We start from the raw sequence: 13,002 nt of genomic DNA, 5'->3' as shown, positions 1-13,002 counted from the left end.
ATGGCGAAAGCGAAACTCTCCGATGAGGTCAAAACTTACATCGTGCAGGCCCTGGCGTGTTTCGATAGCCCTTCAGTGGTATCTGCGGCAGTCAAGAAGGAATACGGCCTCGATGTGAGCCGGCAACTGGTCGAGAGCCACGACCCGAACAAGAAAGCAGCTTCCGGCCTGGCGCCCAAGTGGCGCGTGCTGTTCGAAGAGACCCGCAAGACCTTCCTTGAGGATACAGCCTCGATCGCGATCAGCCATCGCGCCGTTCGTCTGCGCGCTCTTCAGCGCATGGCAGACAAGGCAGAGACCCAGGGCAACATGGTGTTGGCCGCCGACCTGCTTGAGCAGGCCGCGAAAGAGGTGGGCGACAGCTACACCAATCGCCAAAAGCACGATCACACCTCAAGCGATGGGAGCATGAGCCCGAAGCCGGCATCCTTCGACCTTGCCACAATGACGGACGAAGAGCTTGAAGCGTATCGAACTCTCGCTACCGCCGCTGACAGAAATCGAAAGGGAGATTGAGCGGAGGGCCTGCGCGCGGTCACTCGCCGAGTTCGCCAGACGGGCGTGGCATATCCTTGAGCCGGCAACCCCGCTGAAATGGGGTTGGGCGCTGGACGCGATCTGCGCCCACCTGGAAGCAGTCAGCCGAGGGGAAGTTAAACTCCTCCTCATGAACGTGCCGCCTGGCACGATGAAGTCGCTTCTCACTGGCGTTATTTGGCCGGCATGGGAGTGGGGTCCGCTCGGTCAGCCTGAAAAGCGCTTCCTCTCGACGGCGCATAAGCAGGATCTAGCGATCCGCGACAACCTGAAATGCCGCCGGCTCATTCAGTCGGAATGGTATCAGGATCGTTGGCCGATCGCCCTGACCACCGACCAGAACGCCAAGACGAAGTTCGAGAACGATCGGACCGGCTTTCGCGAGGCGATGGCCTTCCAGAGCATGACCGGCTCTCGCGGCGATCGAGTGATCCTCGATGACCCGCTGTCGGCTGACGATGCGAATAGTGATGCCGAATTGCTCGCCGCGGAGCGCACGTTCCTTGAAGCGCTGCCAACGCGCGTCAACAACGACGAATCGGCGATCGTCGTCATTATGCAGCGGCTACACGAGCGGGATACGTCCGGGCTGATCCTCTCGAAGGGACTGCCGTACGTCCATCTCATGCTTCCGATGCGGTTTGAGCCTGAACGGCGATGCGTGACGCCCTATTTCGCGGACCCGCGAACGAAGGCCGGGGAACTGCTCTTTCCGGAGCGCTTCCCGAAGGAGCAGGTTGATCTGCTCGAACGCACGCTTGGAAGCTATGCCTCTGCCGGCCAGTTGCAGCAGCGGCCGGTCCCGCGTGGCGGCGGCCTCTTCAAGCGGTCATGGTTCGGCACGGTGAAGGCGCTTCCGACCGGATGCCGTTTCGTCCGCGGTTGGGACTTGGCGGCGACAGAAGACGAGGAGGCTGCAGCCACGGCCGGCTGCTTGATGGCGCTGGCGCCGGACGGGCGGTTCATCATCGCCAACATGGTGCGGGAGCAAGTCGGACCGATGGCGGTGGAGAAGCTCCTCCGCAACACCGCCGATCAAGACAGGGCAGAGCACGGCCAAGTGCGTGGCTCGATCCCGCAGGACCCAGGGCAAGCGGGTAAGGCACAAGCGCAGCACATGCTGCGTCACGTCCTCGTCGGGCATGACTACCACGCCAGCCCTGAGACGGGGGACAAGGAAACACGTGCTCTTCCGCTCGCGGCGCAAGCCGAGGCGGGGAACGTCTTCCTTTTGCAGGGGGCGTGGAATGAGGCGTTCCTGACCGAAGCAGAGAGCTTCCCGACCGGGAAATGGAAAGACCAGATCGACGCGGCCTCTCGCGCGTTCACCGAACTGACGACGAAGCGTCAGCCAAGCAGCACTACAACGGCGGTCCAGGGGCTTTTCTGATGCAAGATGATGTGAAGACCACGCACCCGGACATCACGCCCGATCGGGTCGCCGACTGGTGCCTGATGCGGGACACGATGCGGGGCCAGCGCTCGGTTAAGCATGCTGGTATTCGCTACCTGCCGATGCCTTCGGGGTTCAAGTCTATGCCCGATGGCGGGGAAGAAGCATACAACAAGGCCTACAAGCTGCGCGCGATCGTGCCGGAACTGCTCGCGCCGTCGGTCGCGGCCATGATTGGCATCATTCACGCCAAGGAAACACAGATCACCATCCCCGATGCCCTGTCGTCGATCTGGGAGAATGCGGACGGAGAGGGGATGAGCCTTGAGGCTTTCCATCGCCGGATTACCCGATATCTACTGTGGCTCGGCCGTTATGGCGTGCTGACGACTGCGCCGATGGAAGGTGGCGAGCCATTCCTTGCCGGCTACGCCGGCGATAGCATCATCAATTGGGACCGCGATTTCTTTGTACTGGACGAGAGCGGCAAGAAGCGTTCCGGCTTCGAATGGAAGGACAACCCGAAATTCCGCGTTCTTGAACTCGTCGACGGCCTCTATGTCTCGACGGTCTACGAGGGCGAGAGCCTGGATACGGTCACGGTCACCGGCCCGGTTGCCCTCGGCGGCCAGCGTCTCGACTTCGTTCCGTTCTATGTTGGCAATGCCCGAGATGTCGTTTCTGCCATTGAGACGCCGCCGCTGATCGGCATCGCGAACGCCATCATCAATGCCTACCAGCTTTCAGCTGACTGGCGATGGCAGCTGTTCATGTCCGGACAGGAGACCCTTGTCGCGATAAACGGCGAAGCCCCGAAGACTGTCGGCGCCGGCGTCGTGCACCAGATGATGGGCAACGATACCGTGACCCCGGACCTGAAATACGTTTCCCCGACGTGCTCCGGTATCGAGGCTCACGAAGCCGCGATCGAGAAGCAGGTCGAAGCCGCAGTGATGGCAGGCGCGCGGATGTTTGAGCAGGAGAAGTCGACGCAAGAGAGCGGCGAGGCTCGGCGGCTCAGGTTCGCCAGCGAGACCGCCAACCTTCAGAGCATATCGCAAGTCTCGGCCGCATTGCTCGAGCGTGGCTTGAAGGCAGCGGCGCGAATGAAGGGGCTCGATGACAGCGACATCGTCGTTACGCCACCCAAGGATCTGCTCGACAGCACCATGTCGGCGGCAGACTTCGCGCAGCTATTCACCGTCTACACCCAGGGCGGCATGTCCTGGGAAACCTTCTACGAACGCGGCCAGGCTGGCGGGATCTTCTCGCCAGAGCGTGACGCGGACGAAGAATACGCCCTCATCGATCCCGAGGGCACCGAAGACGAGCAGCGCGCAGCTCTCGTCTAGCTCAGGCCGGAACCCGGCCATAACCACCACCCACAGGAGATAAGGCCAATGGCCCTGAAACTCGTTCTGGACTCGCTCGACAACGTCGACGAGGCCCTGAAGCCCATTTATGTCGCGCATTCCGATGGCAAGTTCCATCTTGATACCGACGCCGACAGCGTCCGCGGCCACCGCGACGTTCTTCCCCTCGCCAATGCCTACGAGCGTACCAAGACCGACCTCGCCACCGTCAAGGGCGAGCTCGCCGACGCGAAGAAAAAGGCAGCCCCCGACGATTTCGACGCGGAAACGTGGAAAAAGCTCAAGGACGGCAAGACTGACGACGCCGCGCACCAGCGCCAGCTCGTCGAACTGCGCAAGACCCTTGAGGGCGAGCGCGACGACTGGAAGGGCAAGTTCGAAGGCGAGGTCACCAAGGGCAAGAAGGCCAAGATCAACGCCGAACTCACCGACGCGCTCTCTGCCTCGGGCATCACCAATCCGTCGTTCGTCAAGGCCGCTCGCGCGCTCCTGGAGCCGCGTGTCGCCATGGACACCGACGACGCCTCGATGGATATCGGCCTCGGCCCGATGGGCATCGCAGAAGCGGTGAAGCGCTGGGCGGCCGGCGACGAGGGCAAATCCTTCGTCGCTCCTGCCAAGGGTGACAATGCCAAGGGTAACGACGGCGGCCATCAGCAGCAGACGACCAAGGGCGATTTCGGCGGTGATACCAAGGCACGCACCGCGGCAATCGCGGCGAAGTTCCCGGAGCTTGAGGCTTAGCCTCTCCTGACCAATCCGCGCCACTCCGGCGCAAACCCGTGATCTCAACGAGGTGACGGGCATCTGGGCAATGCCCGCATCCACCTCTCAACCAAAATCACGGAAACAGAAAGGATCAGGCCATGTCTCTCGCGCAGATGCAGGTCTTCAATAAGTACTTCATGCCCGCCACCATCGAGACGCTCGCGCAGATGGTCGAAAAGTTCAACGCGGCTTCCGGCGGCGCTATCCGCCTGACCACGGAGGGTTTCGAAGGCGACTTCCTTCAGGAATCGTTCTACGCCGCCATTCACTCGGCGCAGCGTCGCGTCGATCGGTACGCTGCACAGGCCAGCGCTTCGGCCACCGACCTGACGCAGCTCAAGCATTCGTCGGTCAAGGTCGCCGGCGGCTTCGGCCCGGTTCGCTACGAGCCGTCGCAAATGACCTGGCTGGACAAGCCGACCGCCGAAGGCATCGAGGTTGCGTCCCGCAACTTCGCCGAGGCGCTGCTTCGGGACCAGCTCAACACCGCTGTTTCGGCTCTCGTAGCTGCCATCAGCAATCAGGCCGGCGCCACGAATGACGTATCGGCCACCGCCGGCGTCAGCTACGTGACCATGAACGACGCCCACGCGAAGTTCGGCGACCACTCCGGCAACCTCGTCGCCCAGGTGATGAACGGCACGGCCTATCACAAGCTGATCGGTCTCAACCTCGCCAACGCGCAGCAGCTTTTCCAGGCTGCCAACGTTCGCGTCGTCGACATCCTCGGCAAGATGGTCATCGTCACCGATGCGCCGGCTTTGTACGAGGCAGGCACGCCCAACAAGCTCAAGGTGCTCTCGCTGGTGACCAACGCTGCCACCGTCTCGGACAGCCGCGACATCATCTCGAACATCGAGACGAAGAACGGCCAGACCCGCATCGAGACCACGCTGCAGGTCGACTATTCGTTCGGCCTCGGCCTCAAGGGCTACACCTGGGACGAGGGCAACGGCGGCAAGTCGCCGACCGACGCGGAACTCGCCACCGGCTCGAACTGGGACAAGGTCGCGACCGACATCAAGCACACTGCTGGCGTCATCACCATCGGCGACGCGACCAAGTAAACTGAAGCGGGGCGGGCTTTGACCCGCCTCGTCTCCATTCTCCGTTGAGGAACAGAGACATGACCAAACAACGTGAAGTCGTTTATGAGCCACACCCAGTCACGATCGAGCGCAAGCGCGAGCTGCTGGCCTCCGGTTACAAGATCCTGGACGCGCGGTTTGACCCGGCGCGGCAGGAAGAAACTGCCGAGGACGGCGAAAGCAGCAAGCACCGCGGCTCCAAGCCCGCTGACGGCGACCACCTCAGCAGCGCTCGCGCCCGATACCTCAAAGTGTTCGGCAAGCGCCCGTTCAACGGCTGGGATCTCGAAACGCTCAATGCGAAGTTCGCCGAAGCCACCCAGGAAGAAACGGCCACAAATGGTCTGACCCGTCGCCAGATCTCTGCCGACCTCGAAGCGATGCAGGTTGAGTTCGACGTGAACGATGGCATCGAAGATCTAGCTGCGCTGCGCGACCTGGCTCGCGAGGAGCGCAACAAGTAATGCCCGATCACGAGAACATCGACGTCGACCTCTACGACGATCGAGAAGAGGCTGTTTGGGCGGCGCTTGAAGCTGCCCAGGCAGGAGACACCATTATCATTTGCCGTGGCGACTGGGCGAAATGCCCGGACGGCGAAATCTGCCCGATGTGCGCCCGTGTGGAAGTTGTAGCCGGCATGACGGCGGGTGACGCCTTGGCACGGGCGACCGCTCCTCAGGCTTAGATTAGGGAACTGATTGATGGCGTTCTACGGCACCCTGGCTGGCGCACAGGCCTATCATGAAGCACGTGGCAACATGGCGTGGAATGCCGGCACGGGCACCGACCCGCAGCGCGAGGCGGCGCTCCTCAGAGCCTCGGAAGCTTTGGACGGCATCTACGGCCCGCGCTTCCCCGGCAAGAAGGCAACCCGCACGCAGGAGCGGGCATGGCCGCGTGTGGGCGCCGTCGACCACTGCGCCGATGAACCGATCCCGGAAAACGAAACACCGCCCGAGGTCGAGACGGCAACTTATGCGCTCGGGCTCGCCGAGTTGGTGACCCCCGGCTCCTCTACGCCGACGCTCACTCTCGGCAGGTCCGTCAAGAGGCAGAAGGTCGGGAACATCGAGCGCGAGTTCTTCAGCCCGGAAGAGGGCGTATCGATCACCCTTGAAAGCCTGCGCCCGGTGCTGACGGCGGTTGAGGACGCGCTTCGCTGCATTCTCACGCCCGATACCAGGAAGGGCGGCACGTTCACGCTGGATCGTTTCTGATGACGTTCTACACCGAAATGCAGGCCATGGCGCACGAGCTCATCGAGGAGTTCGGCCAGGTAGGCGTCGTCACGCGCGTGACCCCGCCCGATCCCGTCCTCGGCGGCGAGCCGGTGTCTACGCCATACCCGGCAACGCTGGTCCCTATGGCATACGAGGCCCGCTACATCGACGGAACGGTGATTTTGGCAGGAGATGTCCAGATTTATATCAGTTCGGTCGGCTTGCCGATCACTCCCACAGTCGGTGATACCGTCACGGCGAATGGCATCACGTACCAGATAATTCGCACCGACCCGAACGTCTACGACTCTCAAACATCAGTCGTTCACATCTGCCAAGCGAGAGCATGACGCATGCAGTTCCCCGTCGGGCGGGGGTAACGCAGACGTGCACCGGACGCGCTCATAAATGCGTGTGATTTTAAAACTGGCGGCTGTATCGCTGACAGCGCTAGCCGCGAACGCGGCTAACTACGTTAGTTATGGCGGTTTCCCCAAACTCGATAAAGGGCGCGCTCTCGCTGACGATCAGCGATCTTACGCTTGCCGACGCATCAACTGGAAGCCCGTCACCCCGCAAGTGCTTCGTCAAGGTCTCGGCTATCCTACTCTGGAATTTATCAAGGTATTCGTGACCGTGTAAGGCAACGAGATCACGAAGCGCTTCCTCGAGCGCGTGATCTAAATACAGATTGGTGCCCCCGAGTTTGGTGACATAGTCCTTACTTACGCTGACTGGATTGAGATCAATCATTTACTCGCTCCCTGGTTGCCAACCTTATTTAAGCAGACACTCAACCAAGAGTCGAGTCGACCCGAGCTTAGGAGCCCCCATGGAAATCCTTTCTATTCCGGTCGACAGCCCCTCTGTCGGCTATTCGGATCGTCGGCAACCTCGTTTAGTGCGCTCCGCATGATGAACTTTGACACGATCCTGGCCACCTTCGAGCCGAGGCTTGCTACCGCGTTCCGTGAGGCCTTCGACGAGATCCGTTCAAACATCGTCCTGGCTCGCGTCATCGAACGGCTTGAGCGTGGCGACATCAGCGGAGCGATCGAGGCTATGCAGATCGAACCGGAAGCCTTCTCGGCTCTCGAAATCGCTTTGCAAGAGGCTTTCAACGCTGGCGGCACGAACGCCGTCGCAGAACTGCCGAAGGTGACCGACCCGCAAGGCAACCGTGTTATCTGGCGCTTCGGTGTTCGCAACCCGGCTGCCGAGGCGATCCTGCGCGAGTTGTCGTCGACGATGGTCACACACATCACCGACGATCAGCGACAGGGCATCCGCCAGGCGCTGGAAGCGGGCCTCGCCAGAGGTGCGAACCCACGATCGACGGCGCTCGACGTCGTCGGCCGCGTCAACAGGGCGAGCAAGCAGCGCGAGGGCGGGGTGATCGGCCTTACCCGCCACCAAATCGCGTTCATCGAGCGGGCGCGTGCCAATCTCGCTTCCGGCGACCCGGAGTTGATGAAGCAGTACTTCGAGCTCAAGACCCGCGATAAGCGGTTCGATCGTACGATTGCGGCCGCCATGCGGGAGGGGAAGCCGATTACCGGCGACGCGCTCTTGAAGGTCATCGGTAGGCTGCGCGACAAGAACCTGCTTCTCCGCGGCGAGATGTTGGCGCGCACCGAAACGATGATGGCGCTCGGCTCGGCCCGCGATGAAGCGATCCGCCAGCAGATTGAAGGCGGTAAAGTCCAAGCGCAGGACGTGACCAAGACATGGCGAGACGCCGGTGACAAACGCGTCCGCCACACGCACCGCGTCTTGAACGGCGCTTCGGTCGGCATCGACGAGGTGTTTCAAAGCCCGTCTGGCGCGCTTCTGCGCTACCCGGGCGACCCGCGCGCGCCGGTCAGCGAGATTTCGGGCTGCCGTTGCAGGGTGGAGTATAAGATCGACTACATCGGCGCCGTCGCGCGTCGTTTCCGTGCCGAGGCCGTCTGATGGCGACGCTCTCATTCAGCGCGGCGGTCGCGCAATGGGCAGACAAGGTTGAGGGCGCAGTCGAGGCCGTGTTCAAAGAGGCCACGCAAGAGGTCGTCGAGGATATGCAGAAGCCCGCCGGGCATGGCGGACGGATGCGCGTTGATACCGGCTTTCTGCGCGCCTCCCTGCTTGCTTCGTCGACATCGATGCCGGCGATCAATGCCTCGTCCAAGCCAACTGAGGGCAGGGCATACAGTCCCGACTTCGCGCAGGTAGAGGCGGTGATTGCAGGCGCCGACATCGGCGACACGCTCTACTTTGGCTACACGGCGGCATATGCCGGCCATCGCGAATATGGATCAAACGGCCAGCCCGCCGACGGCTTCGTTCGTATGGCCGCACAGAACTGGCCGATCATTGTTGATCGGAAGGCGGCAGAATTGAAGGCTCGCCTGGGACTTTGATCGCGGCGTTCTCCGCCGTTCCCTTCTCAATGGAAACCAATAAGCCAAGCTGCAGCACGGTCAGCGCCTTGCGCGCCGCTTTGAATGTGGTGTCGCCTCGCACTGTCGCGCCGTCGCCGCGTCCCAACGCCAGCAGCGCGGCATGGATGCGCTCATAGACTTCATCGTCGCTGAGAGGCGGCTTTTCGGACATAGGCAAGCGATACATGGCTGTTGGTACCGACGCAATCATCTTCAAGGCGCTGACCGATCGGTTGCGGGCCATTCCGCAGGTCTTGCCGATAGCCGGCCCGAATGTCGTCTTTCCGGCCGCGGGGCAGCCGATGCCGGCAAAGTATCTGCGTCTCTCCTTCATGCCCAACCGGACACGCCAGATCACCATGGGCGATGATCCTCAGCAGAAACGAGGCCTTCTGCAAGTCTCGGTCGTCTGGCCGGTCGGGCAGGGCATCATCGACGCGCTCGAAGTCGTCGATCAGGTCATCGACCACTTTAAGAACCAGACCCTCTTCGCATCTGGCGTGAGGATCACGATCAGCAGCGAGCCCTGGGCGGCTGGCCCACTCCAAGAGGATGACCGGGTGCAGATCCCTGTCTCCATTCCCTACCACGCCTTCGAACCGGAGAACTGACATGGCAAACAAGGCAACGAAGAAGGGCAGCAAGGTCTATGTTTGCTCGCTCGCCCAGAATACCGATCTCATACAGTCCGCTTATGTGGCGCTGACCTGGGTGCAGGTCGGGAAGGTCGGCAACGTCGGTGATTTCGGCGCCGACAGCACAATGAACAGCTACAACACGCTCGACGAGCCGGTTACCCAGAAACAGAAGGGCACCGCCAATGCGGGCGACCCGCAGATCGAAGTCGCTTCCGTTTTCGACGACGCCGGCCAGATTATCCTGCGCACCTTTGGCGACCCGCTCAACCTCGACAACATGGCCATCAAGATCGAGCGCAACGACGGCGGCGCCGGCAAGACGAACACGATCTTCTACAGCCGGGGCGTTGTTTCCGGCCCGCTCTACCCGGGCGGCGGCTCCGACGACTTCGAGCTCGAACGCTTCACTATCGGCCTCAACCAGCTGCCGATCCGCGTTAACCCGACCACCATCCCGTAATCTGAAGGTGAACCATGGACATTTCCAAGCTCGTCAATTCCGAACAGCTCTACGAACTGAAGCTCACCGGCCCGGACACCGAAGAGCCGATCGGCATCCGCTTCATGATCCGCTCGACCGAGAGCGATGCGGTCAAGCGCATCGCGCGGCAGCACAGCGATAAGTTCCTCGCCAGCCGGAAGAAGAAGCTGACGGCATCCAAGGTCGAGGCAGAGTACCTGGACCGGGCGGCGGCCGCGATCGCCTCCTGGGACTGGGGCGATCACGACTGGAAAGGTGAGAAGCCCGAGTGCAACTTCGAGAAGGCACGAGAGGTCCTGGAAGAAGCGGGGTGGATCTATGACCAGGTCGCTTCCGCCGCGGAGGACCGCGCAAATTTTACCAAGAGCTCGGCGAGGCCTTAGCTGAGGCTGTCGCGGTCATTGCTCGCTACGACAGCGTCCGTGACAAGGATGGCGAGACCAGGCGCGAACGAAACGAAGCCTTTGAGACGGAAAGCCCGGAAGCGGACGTGCCCGAGAACGGCGCCTTCATCTGGGATTGGTTCTGGGAACTCCGGCAGTCACAGCCGCCGGGGTTCTCAGGACCGGTCCCGATCTCGAACCTAGATCTTGTCGCTTGGGTTCAACTCTTCGGAAATGTCGTGACAAGGGAAGAGGTGAGTACCCTTCGGGCGATGGATATCCGATTCTGCTTGGAAATTGAGAAGGAGAGCGAGGCGATTAGGACTCGTGAGGCAGATGGCTAGGCATCAATACCGATTACTCACCTGGCCGTCCCCGACGAACCTACGTAAAGAGTTTATCAACTCGAAGGACCTCCCCACTATCTGAGAACTTTGACGCGCAAGTCCCTCATTTAGAAAGCGTGTTTCGGAGTCGGTAAGCTCGCGGAGAAACTCAGGCACGTCGTAACGGCCAACGCCCACAGCTATATCGGCTGAGATCGGAAGCCACATTTCCGTCCGGGGGTCCGACAAGTGCGGGTTGTCTTTAAATCCCCACCGAACTACGGGGCGGCTGGCCAGAATGATTGACTTGTGGGGGTTCTTGACGCGTAAGAATGCTAGGCCTCGCGATCCAAGCAAGTCCAATGCCTCCTCGCTCTCCTCCAGTAAGGTCGTTGCAAAGACGTTTCCTCGCATGCGCTTCAGTTCGGATTTCTGAAGCAATCTTTGTCGCTCCTCCGCCGACACCGGTCGAAGGACGGTGTCGAACTCGTCAAGCAATTCCATTACATCTTTCTTGAACTGTTCACTTGGAAGTAGGCTTTCGAAAAGGTCTGGCACTCTTCGCCACTGCTGAAGGAAAAATCGATCCCAGGTAGTTCGCTCAGAGAGATTTAGATGCGGTAGCCGTTTCGCTCGTACCGACGCGACCATCTTATCAACTATTGGAGCGGCTTCGCTTTCGAGTCGACTGAACCACGATTCCAACTCGGCATTCTGAGAACCGTCGGCCTCTTTTACGGTGTAGAGTTGTCCTTCGAGGAGAGCGTCGTTGGGGTACGTCGAGTAGGGGGCCCCGCTCGGGCTCCGACGGTCAAACGCCCACAGCTTTCCGTCGTTATTGACAAAACGTTTCTGCAATAGTTGCGGGACGAAGTGGTGGCGCTTGGGTTTCGACATCGTCCACTCAATTTAGGTTGTGAAAGAACGACCGCAGTTTGGTAGCGCCGCCCTCGGTGGACATCGTCCCGACGCCTAGGAAGAGTTCCGCATCGGGACCTCCTCTGACGCGAATTCCGAACGCATCGGAGCATGCGACCTGCTCAGCTTCCTGCTTCGTCAGATCTGAAGATATGTTCGTATAAATTCCTTCGACAGCCCGTGCACATCGGGCAGACAGGTCGATGATTGTGTGTTCGGTTTCACCGATGACCAATTCGACAAGCGGAAACTCTGTTAGTTCCTTTTCACGGCCCTGCGACTCGATGACAGCATGAATGAAGAACCCGGCTGGTTTGGCGAATCCGAGAAGCATCTTGTGATGGCCGTACAAGTTGTCGCGCTCGCCGCGTACATAAAGGACGTTGTCAATTGCTTGGATGGACCATTCCACGGGAGTTTGTCCCCCAGTGACAACGCGAAGATCCAGGAGAGTTTCCTCGGGAACGATATCGATGGCATTGCTTAATGTGGCGGATGAAAGCTCAAGGAACTCGGAGCTAACACCCATATCGCTGACATATCGTGCGATTTTTGCTGAGAGTATCTGCGATCGCACTACGTGGTCTGGGGTAGGATTGCGAAACGAGAATTGGTGCACGCCGAACTTCGCATCGTCAGCTAGGTAACGCAGTCGCCCACCCAAGAAGACCAATGTTGCAGCGCTCATGCATTGTCCGCTCAGCAACAGCCGCTTCTTGATGAATTCGCCATCTGCGTTGTGGTCCAGTACATACTGGCCGATGTGTGTGGAGAACCAGTGATCTCGGATTGTTCTGCCGATGGTCATGGCCGCTTCGACGTCGCCACCGGGCGAATCGATGTAGACACTTGTCCGCGGTGGGACCTGGGTGCGAGAAAGAAATTCGAGAAAACGCTCGTCATCTCCGGCTTGGATGGGACCGAATGCGTTGATGCAGCGGAAGCCGCCCAAGGCTTGCTCGATGGAGGTTTGCGGAGGAGTGTACTCGAACTGCACGATCAGGTCCTGGACTATCGAACTAGAGAAGGCGGCCTACTTGAACTCTTCCTTGGTGCCGTCTTCGTAGACGACGCCGTGAACGCAAGTAGATGCCACGACTTCATCGTGCCGTAGCTTCAAAAGACGCTCAAAGGTCATCGGCCAGTTCTTAGTGGCTGTGACGGATGCACTAGCTGGTATCGTTATGTCGCGGTCGAACGTATCGGCTGCGACGTGTCCGCCAAGAGCATCTTTGAAGCCAAAGTCGGCGGAAAGCATTCGGATTGGTTTCTGCGCGAGTGATTTAACGGTGATCCTGACCTCAATGTTTTGATCATCGAGGCGCCGCGCCGACCAGTCTTCGACCGATAGAAGGTTTGCGTTACAGGCTCCGAACGCTGGGCCGCCTATCAAAACAGCGGCAAGAGCCAAACTAGCAACAGAGCGCATGAATCATCCTCCGATTGAAACGGCG

Annotated in this window: 19 protein-coding genes; 14 read left to right on the top strand and 5 right to left on the bottom strand. The window is 60.3% G+C overall.

The genetic code is table 11. The features are described 5' to 3' along the window. The 9 genes from IB265_RS24850 to IB265_RS24810 all read left to right on the top strand — a co-directional run bounded on the left by IB265_RS24850 (window position 1) and on the right by IB265_RS24810 (window position 6,732). Window positions 1-516, top strand: coding sequence for a DUF2280 domain-containing protein (locus IB265_RS24850; RefSeq protein ID WP_192495251.1), 516 nt, complete (start codon window positions 1-3; stop codon window positions 514-516). Beyond that, window positions 461-1,927: a phage terminase large subunit gene (terL, locus tag IB265_RS24845; RefSeq protein ID WP_210334581.1), complete on the top strand. Its 1,467-nt coding sequence runs from the start codon at window positions 461-463 to the stop codon at window positions 1,925-1,927. The genes IB265_RS24850 and terL overlap by 56 nt, the downstream gene beginning before the upstream one ends. Then, entirely contained in the window at window positions 1,927-3,282 is a 1,356-nt protein-coding gene (locus IB265_RS24840) for a DUF4055 domain-containing protein (RefSeq protein ID WP_192495250.1), read from the top strand. The genes terL and IB265_RS24840 overlap by 1 nt, the downstream gene beginning before the upstream one ends. Window positions 3,283-3,330: 48 nt before the next feature. Continuing rightward, window positions 3,331-4,047: a hypothetical protein gene (locus IB265_RS36895; RefSeq protein ID WP_246806031.1), complete on the top strand. Its 717-nt coding sequence runs from the start codon at window positions 3,331-3,333 to the stop codon at window positions 4,045-4,047. A 122-nt stretch (window positions 4,048-4,169) separates the two neighbouring features. Next, the gene (locus IB265_RS24830) at window positions 4,170-5,138 is read left to right on the top strand and encodes a major capsid protein (protein WP_192495249.1); all 969 of its coding nucleotides are present in this window, start codon (window positions 4,170-4,172) and stop codon (window positions 5,136-5,138) included. A gap of 59 nt (window positions 5,139-5,197) precedes the next feature. Continuing rightward, complete coding sequence (locus IB265_RS24825) at window positions 5,198-5,623, top strand: hypothetical protein (protein ID WP_192495248.1); 426 nt, start codon at window positions 5,198-5,200, stop codon at window positions 5,621-5,623. After that, on the top strand, window positions 5,623-5,847 hold the full coding sequence (locus IB265_RS24820; RefSeq protein ID WP_192495247.1) for a hypothetical protein: 225 nt from the start codon (window positions 5,623-5,625) through the stop codon (window positions 5,845-5,847). Before IB265_RS24825 ends, IB265_RS24820 begins: the two co-directional genes overlap by 1 nt. Window positions 5,848-5,863: 16 nt before the next feature. Continuing rightward, window positions 5,864-6,379 (top strand): DnaT-like ssDNA-binding protein, encoded by a 516-nt coding sequence (locus tag IB265_RS24815; protein ID WP_192495246.1) that lies wholly within the window; start codon window positions 5,864-5,866, stop codon window positions 6,377-6,379. Beyond that, window positions 6,379-6,732, top strand: coding sequence for a hypothetical protein (locus IB265_RS24810; RefSeq protein WP_192495245.1), 354 nt, complete (start codon window positions 6,379-6,381; stop codon window positions 6,730-6,732). Before IB265_RS24815 ends, IB265_RS24810 begins: the two co-directional genes overlap by 1 nt. Window positions 6,733-6,832: 100 nt before the next feature. Here IB265_RS24810 and IB265_RS24805 read toward each other — a convergent pair whose 3' ends face one another. Further along, window positions 6,833-7,135: a hypothetical protein gene (locus tag IB265_RS24805; protein WP_192495244.1), complete on the bottom strand. Its 303-nt coding sequence runs from the start codon at window positions 7,133-7,135 to the stop codon at window positions 6,833-6,835. Between the two features lie 162 nt (window positions 7,136-7,297). Here IB265_RS24805 and IB265_RS24800 point away from each other — a divergent pair, with 162 nt between their 5' ends. After that, window positions 7,298-8,335 (top strand): phage minor head protein, encoded by a 1,038-nt coding sequence (locus tag IB265_RS24800; RefSeq protein ID WP_192495297.1) that lies wholly within the window; start codon window positions 7,298-7,300, stop codon window positions 8,333-8,335. Further along, entirely contained in the window at window positions 8,335-8,781 is a 447-nt protein-coding gene (locus tag IB265_RS24795; protein WP_192495243.1) for an HK97 gp10 family phage protein, read from the top strand. Before IB265_RS24800 ends, IB265_RS24795 begins: the two co-directional genes overlap by 1 nt. Here IB265_RS24795 and IB265_RS24790 read toward each other — a convergent pair. Further along, window positions 8,732-8,989, bottom strand: a complete 258-nt coding sequence (locus IB265_RS24790) for a hypothetical protein (protein WP_192495242.1) — start codon at window positions 8,987-8,989, stop codon at window positions 8,732-8,734. The genes IB265_RS24795 and IB265_RS24790 overlap by 50 nt on opposite strands. Here IB265_RS24790 and IB265_RS24785 point away from each other — a divergent pair. From IB265_RS24785 to IB265_RS24775, 3 genes are read left to right on the top strand one after another with little or no spacing between them, the layout of a single operon-like run. Then, window positions 8,988-9,413: a phage tail terminator-like protein gene (locus IB265_RS24785; protein WP_192495241.1), complete on the top strand. Its 426-nt coding sequence runs from the start codon at window positions 8,988-8,990 to the stop codon at window positions 9,411-9,413. The two genes, IB265_RS24790 and IB265_RS24785, sit on opposite strands and share 2 nt — an antisense overlap. A gap of 1 nt (window position 9,414) precedes the next feature. Further along, on the top strand, window positions 9,415-9,900 hold the full coding sequence (locus IB265_RS24780) for a hypothetical protein (RefSeq protein WP_192495240.1): 486 nt from the start codon (window positions 9,415-9,417) through the stop codon (window positions 9,898-9,900). 14 nt (window positions 9,901-9,914) lie between these two features. Further along, entirely contained in the window at window positions 9,915-10,304 is a 390-nt protein-coding gene (locus IB265_RS24775; protein ID WP_192495239.1) for a hypothetical protein, read from the top strand. A gap of 347 nt (window positions 10,305-10,651) precedes the next feature. Here the strand turns inward: IB265_RS24775 and IB265_RS24770 are convergent, their stop codons facing one another. The 3 genes from IB265_RS24770 to IB265_RS24760 are packed head-to-tail and all read right to left on the bottom strand — an operon-like array spanning window position 10,652 to window position 12,977. Further along, complete coding sequence (locus IB265_RS24770) at window positions 10,652-11,527, bottom strand: DUF4238 domain-containing protein (protein WP_192495238.1); 876 nt, start codon at window positions 11,525-11,527, stop codon at window positions 10,652-10,654. 7 nt (window positions 11,528-11,534) lie between these two features. Beyond that, complete coding sequence (locus tag IB265_RS24765; RefSeq protein WP_309140455.1) at window positions 11,535-12,545, bottom strand: hypothetical protein; 1,011 nt, start codon at window positions 12,543-12,545, stop codon at window positions 11,535-11,537. Window positions 12,546-12,581: 36 nt separating this feature from the next. After that, window positions 12,582-12,977: a hypothetical protein gene (locus tag IB265_RS24760; RefSeq protein WP_210334580.1), complete on the bottom strand. Its 396-nt coding sequence runs from the start codon at window positions 12,975-12,977 to the stop codon at window positions 12,582-12,584. Window positions 12,978-13,002 lie beyond the last annotated feature (25 nt).

It is taken from the genome of Ensifer sp. ENS10 (assembly GCF_014852025.1).
Taxonomy (GTDB): Bacteria; Pseudomonadota; Alphaproteobacteria; order Rhizobiales; family Rhizobiaceae; genus Ensifer.
This window is presented reverse-complemented; position numbering and strand designations above follow the sequence as displayed.

Excerpts from the sequence above, each read along its gene's own strand:
- IB265_RS24850 (WP_192495251.1), top strand. The coding sequence starts at position 1 with ATGGCGAAAGCGAAACTCTCCGATGAGGTCAAAACTTACATCGTGCAG.
- IB265_RS24840 (WP_192495250.1), top strand. The coding sequence starts at position 1,927 with ATGCAAGATGATGTGAAGACCACGCACCCGGACATCACGCCCGATCGG.
- IB265_RS36895 (WP_246806031.1), top strand. The coding sequence starts at position 3,331 with ATGGCCCTGAAACTCGTTCTGGACTCGCTCGACAACGTCGACGAGGCC.
- IB265_RS24830 (WP_192495249.1), top strand. The coding sequence starts at position 4,170 with ATGTCTCTCGCGCAGATGCAGGTCTTCAATAAGTACTTCATGCCCGCC.
- IB265_RS24825 (WP_192495248.1), top strand. The coding sequence starts at position 5,198 with ATGACCAAACAACGTGAAGTCGTTTATGAGCCACACCCAGTCACGATC.
- IB265_RS24820 (WP_192495247.1), top strand. The coding sequence starts at position 5,623 with ATGCCCGATCACGAGAACATCGACGTCGACCTCTACGACGATCGAGAA.
- IB265_RS24815 (WP_192495246.1), top strand. The coding sequence starts at position 5,864 with ATGGCGTTCTACGGCACCCTGGCTGGCGCACAGGCCTATCATGAAGCA.
- IB265_RS24810 (WP_192495245.1), top strand. The coding sequence starts at position 6,379 with ATGACGTTCTACACCGAAATGCAGGCCATGGCGCACGAGCTCATCGAG.
- IB265_RS24805 (WP_192495244.1), bottom strand. The coding sequence starts at position 7,135 with ATGATTGATCTCAATCCAGTCAGCGTAAGTAAGGACTATGTCACCAAA.
- IB265_RS24800 (WP_192495297.1), top strand. The coding sequence starts at position 7,298 with ATGAACTTTGACACGATCCTGGCCACCTTCGAGCCGAGGCTTGCTACC.
- IB265_RS24795 (WP_192495243.1), top strand. The coding sequence starts at position 8,335 with ATGGCGACGCTCTCATTCAGCGCGGCGGTCGCGCAATGGGCAGACAAG.
- IB265_RS24785 (WP_192495241.1), top strand. The coding sequence starts at position 8,988 with ATGGCTGTTGGTACCGACGCAATCATCTTCAAGGCGCTGACCGATCGG.
- IB265_RS24790 (WP_192495242.1), bottom strand. The coding sequence starts at position 8,989 with ATGTATCGCTTGCCTATGTCCGAAAAGCCGCCTCTCAGCGACGATGAA.
- IB265_RS24780 (WP_192495240.1), top strand. The coding sequence starts at position 9,415 with ATGGCAAACAAGGCAACGAAGAAGGGCAGCAAGGTCTATGTTTGCTCG.
- IB265_RS24775 (WP_192495239.1), top strand. The coding sequence starts at position 9,915 with ATGGACATTTCCAAGCTCGTCAATTCCGAACAGCTCTACGAACTGAAG.
- IB265_RS24770 (WP_192495238.1), bottom strand. The coding sequence starts at position 11,527 with ATGTCGAAACCCAAGCGCCACCACTTCGTCCCGCAACTATTGCAGAAA.
- IB265_RS24760 (WP_210334580.1), bottom strand. The coding sequence starts at position 12,977 with ATGCGCTCTGTTGCTAGTTTGGCTCTTGCCGCTGTTTTGATAGGCGGC.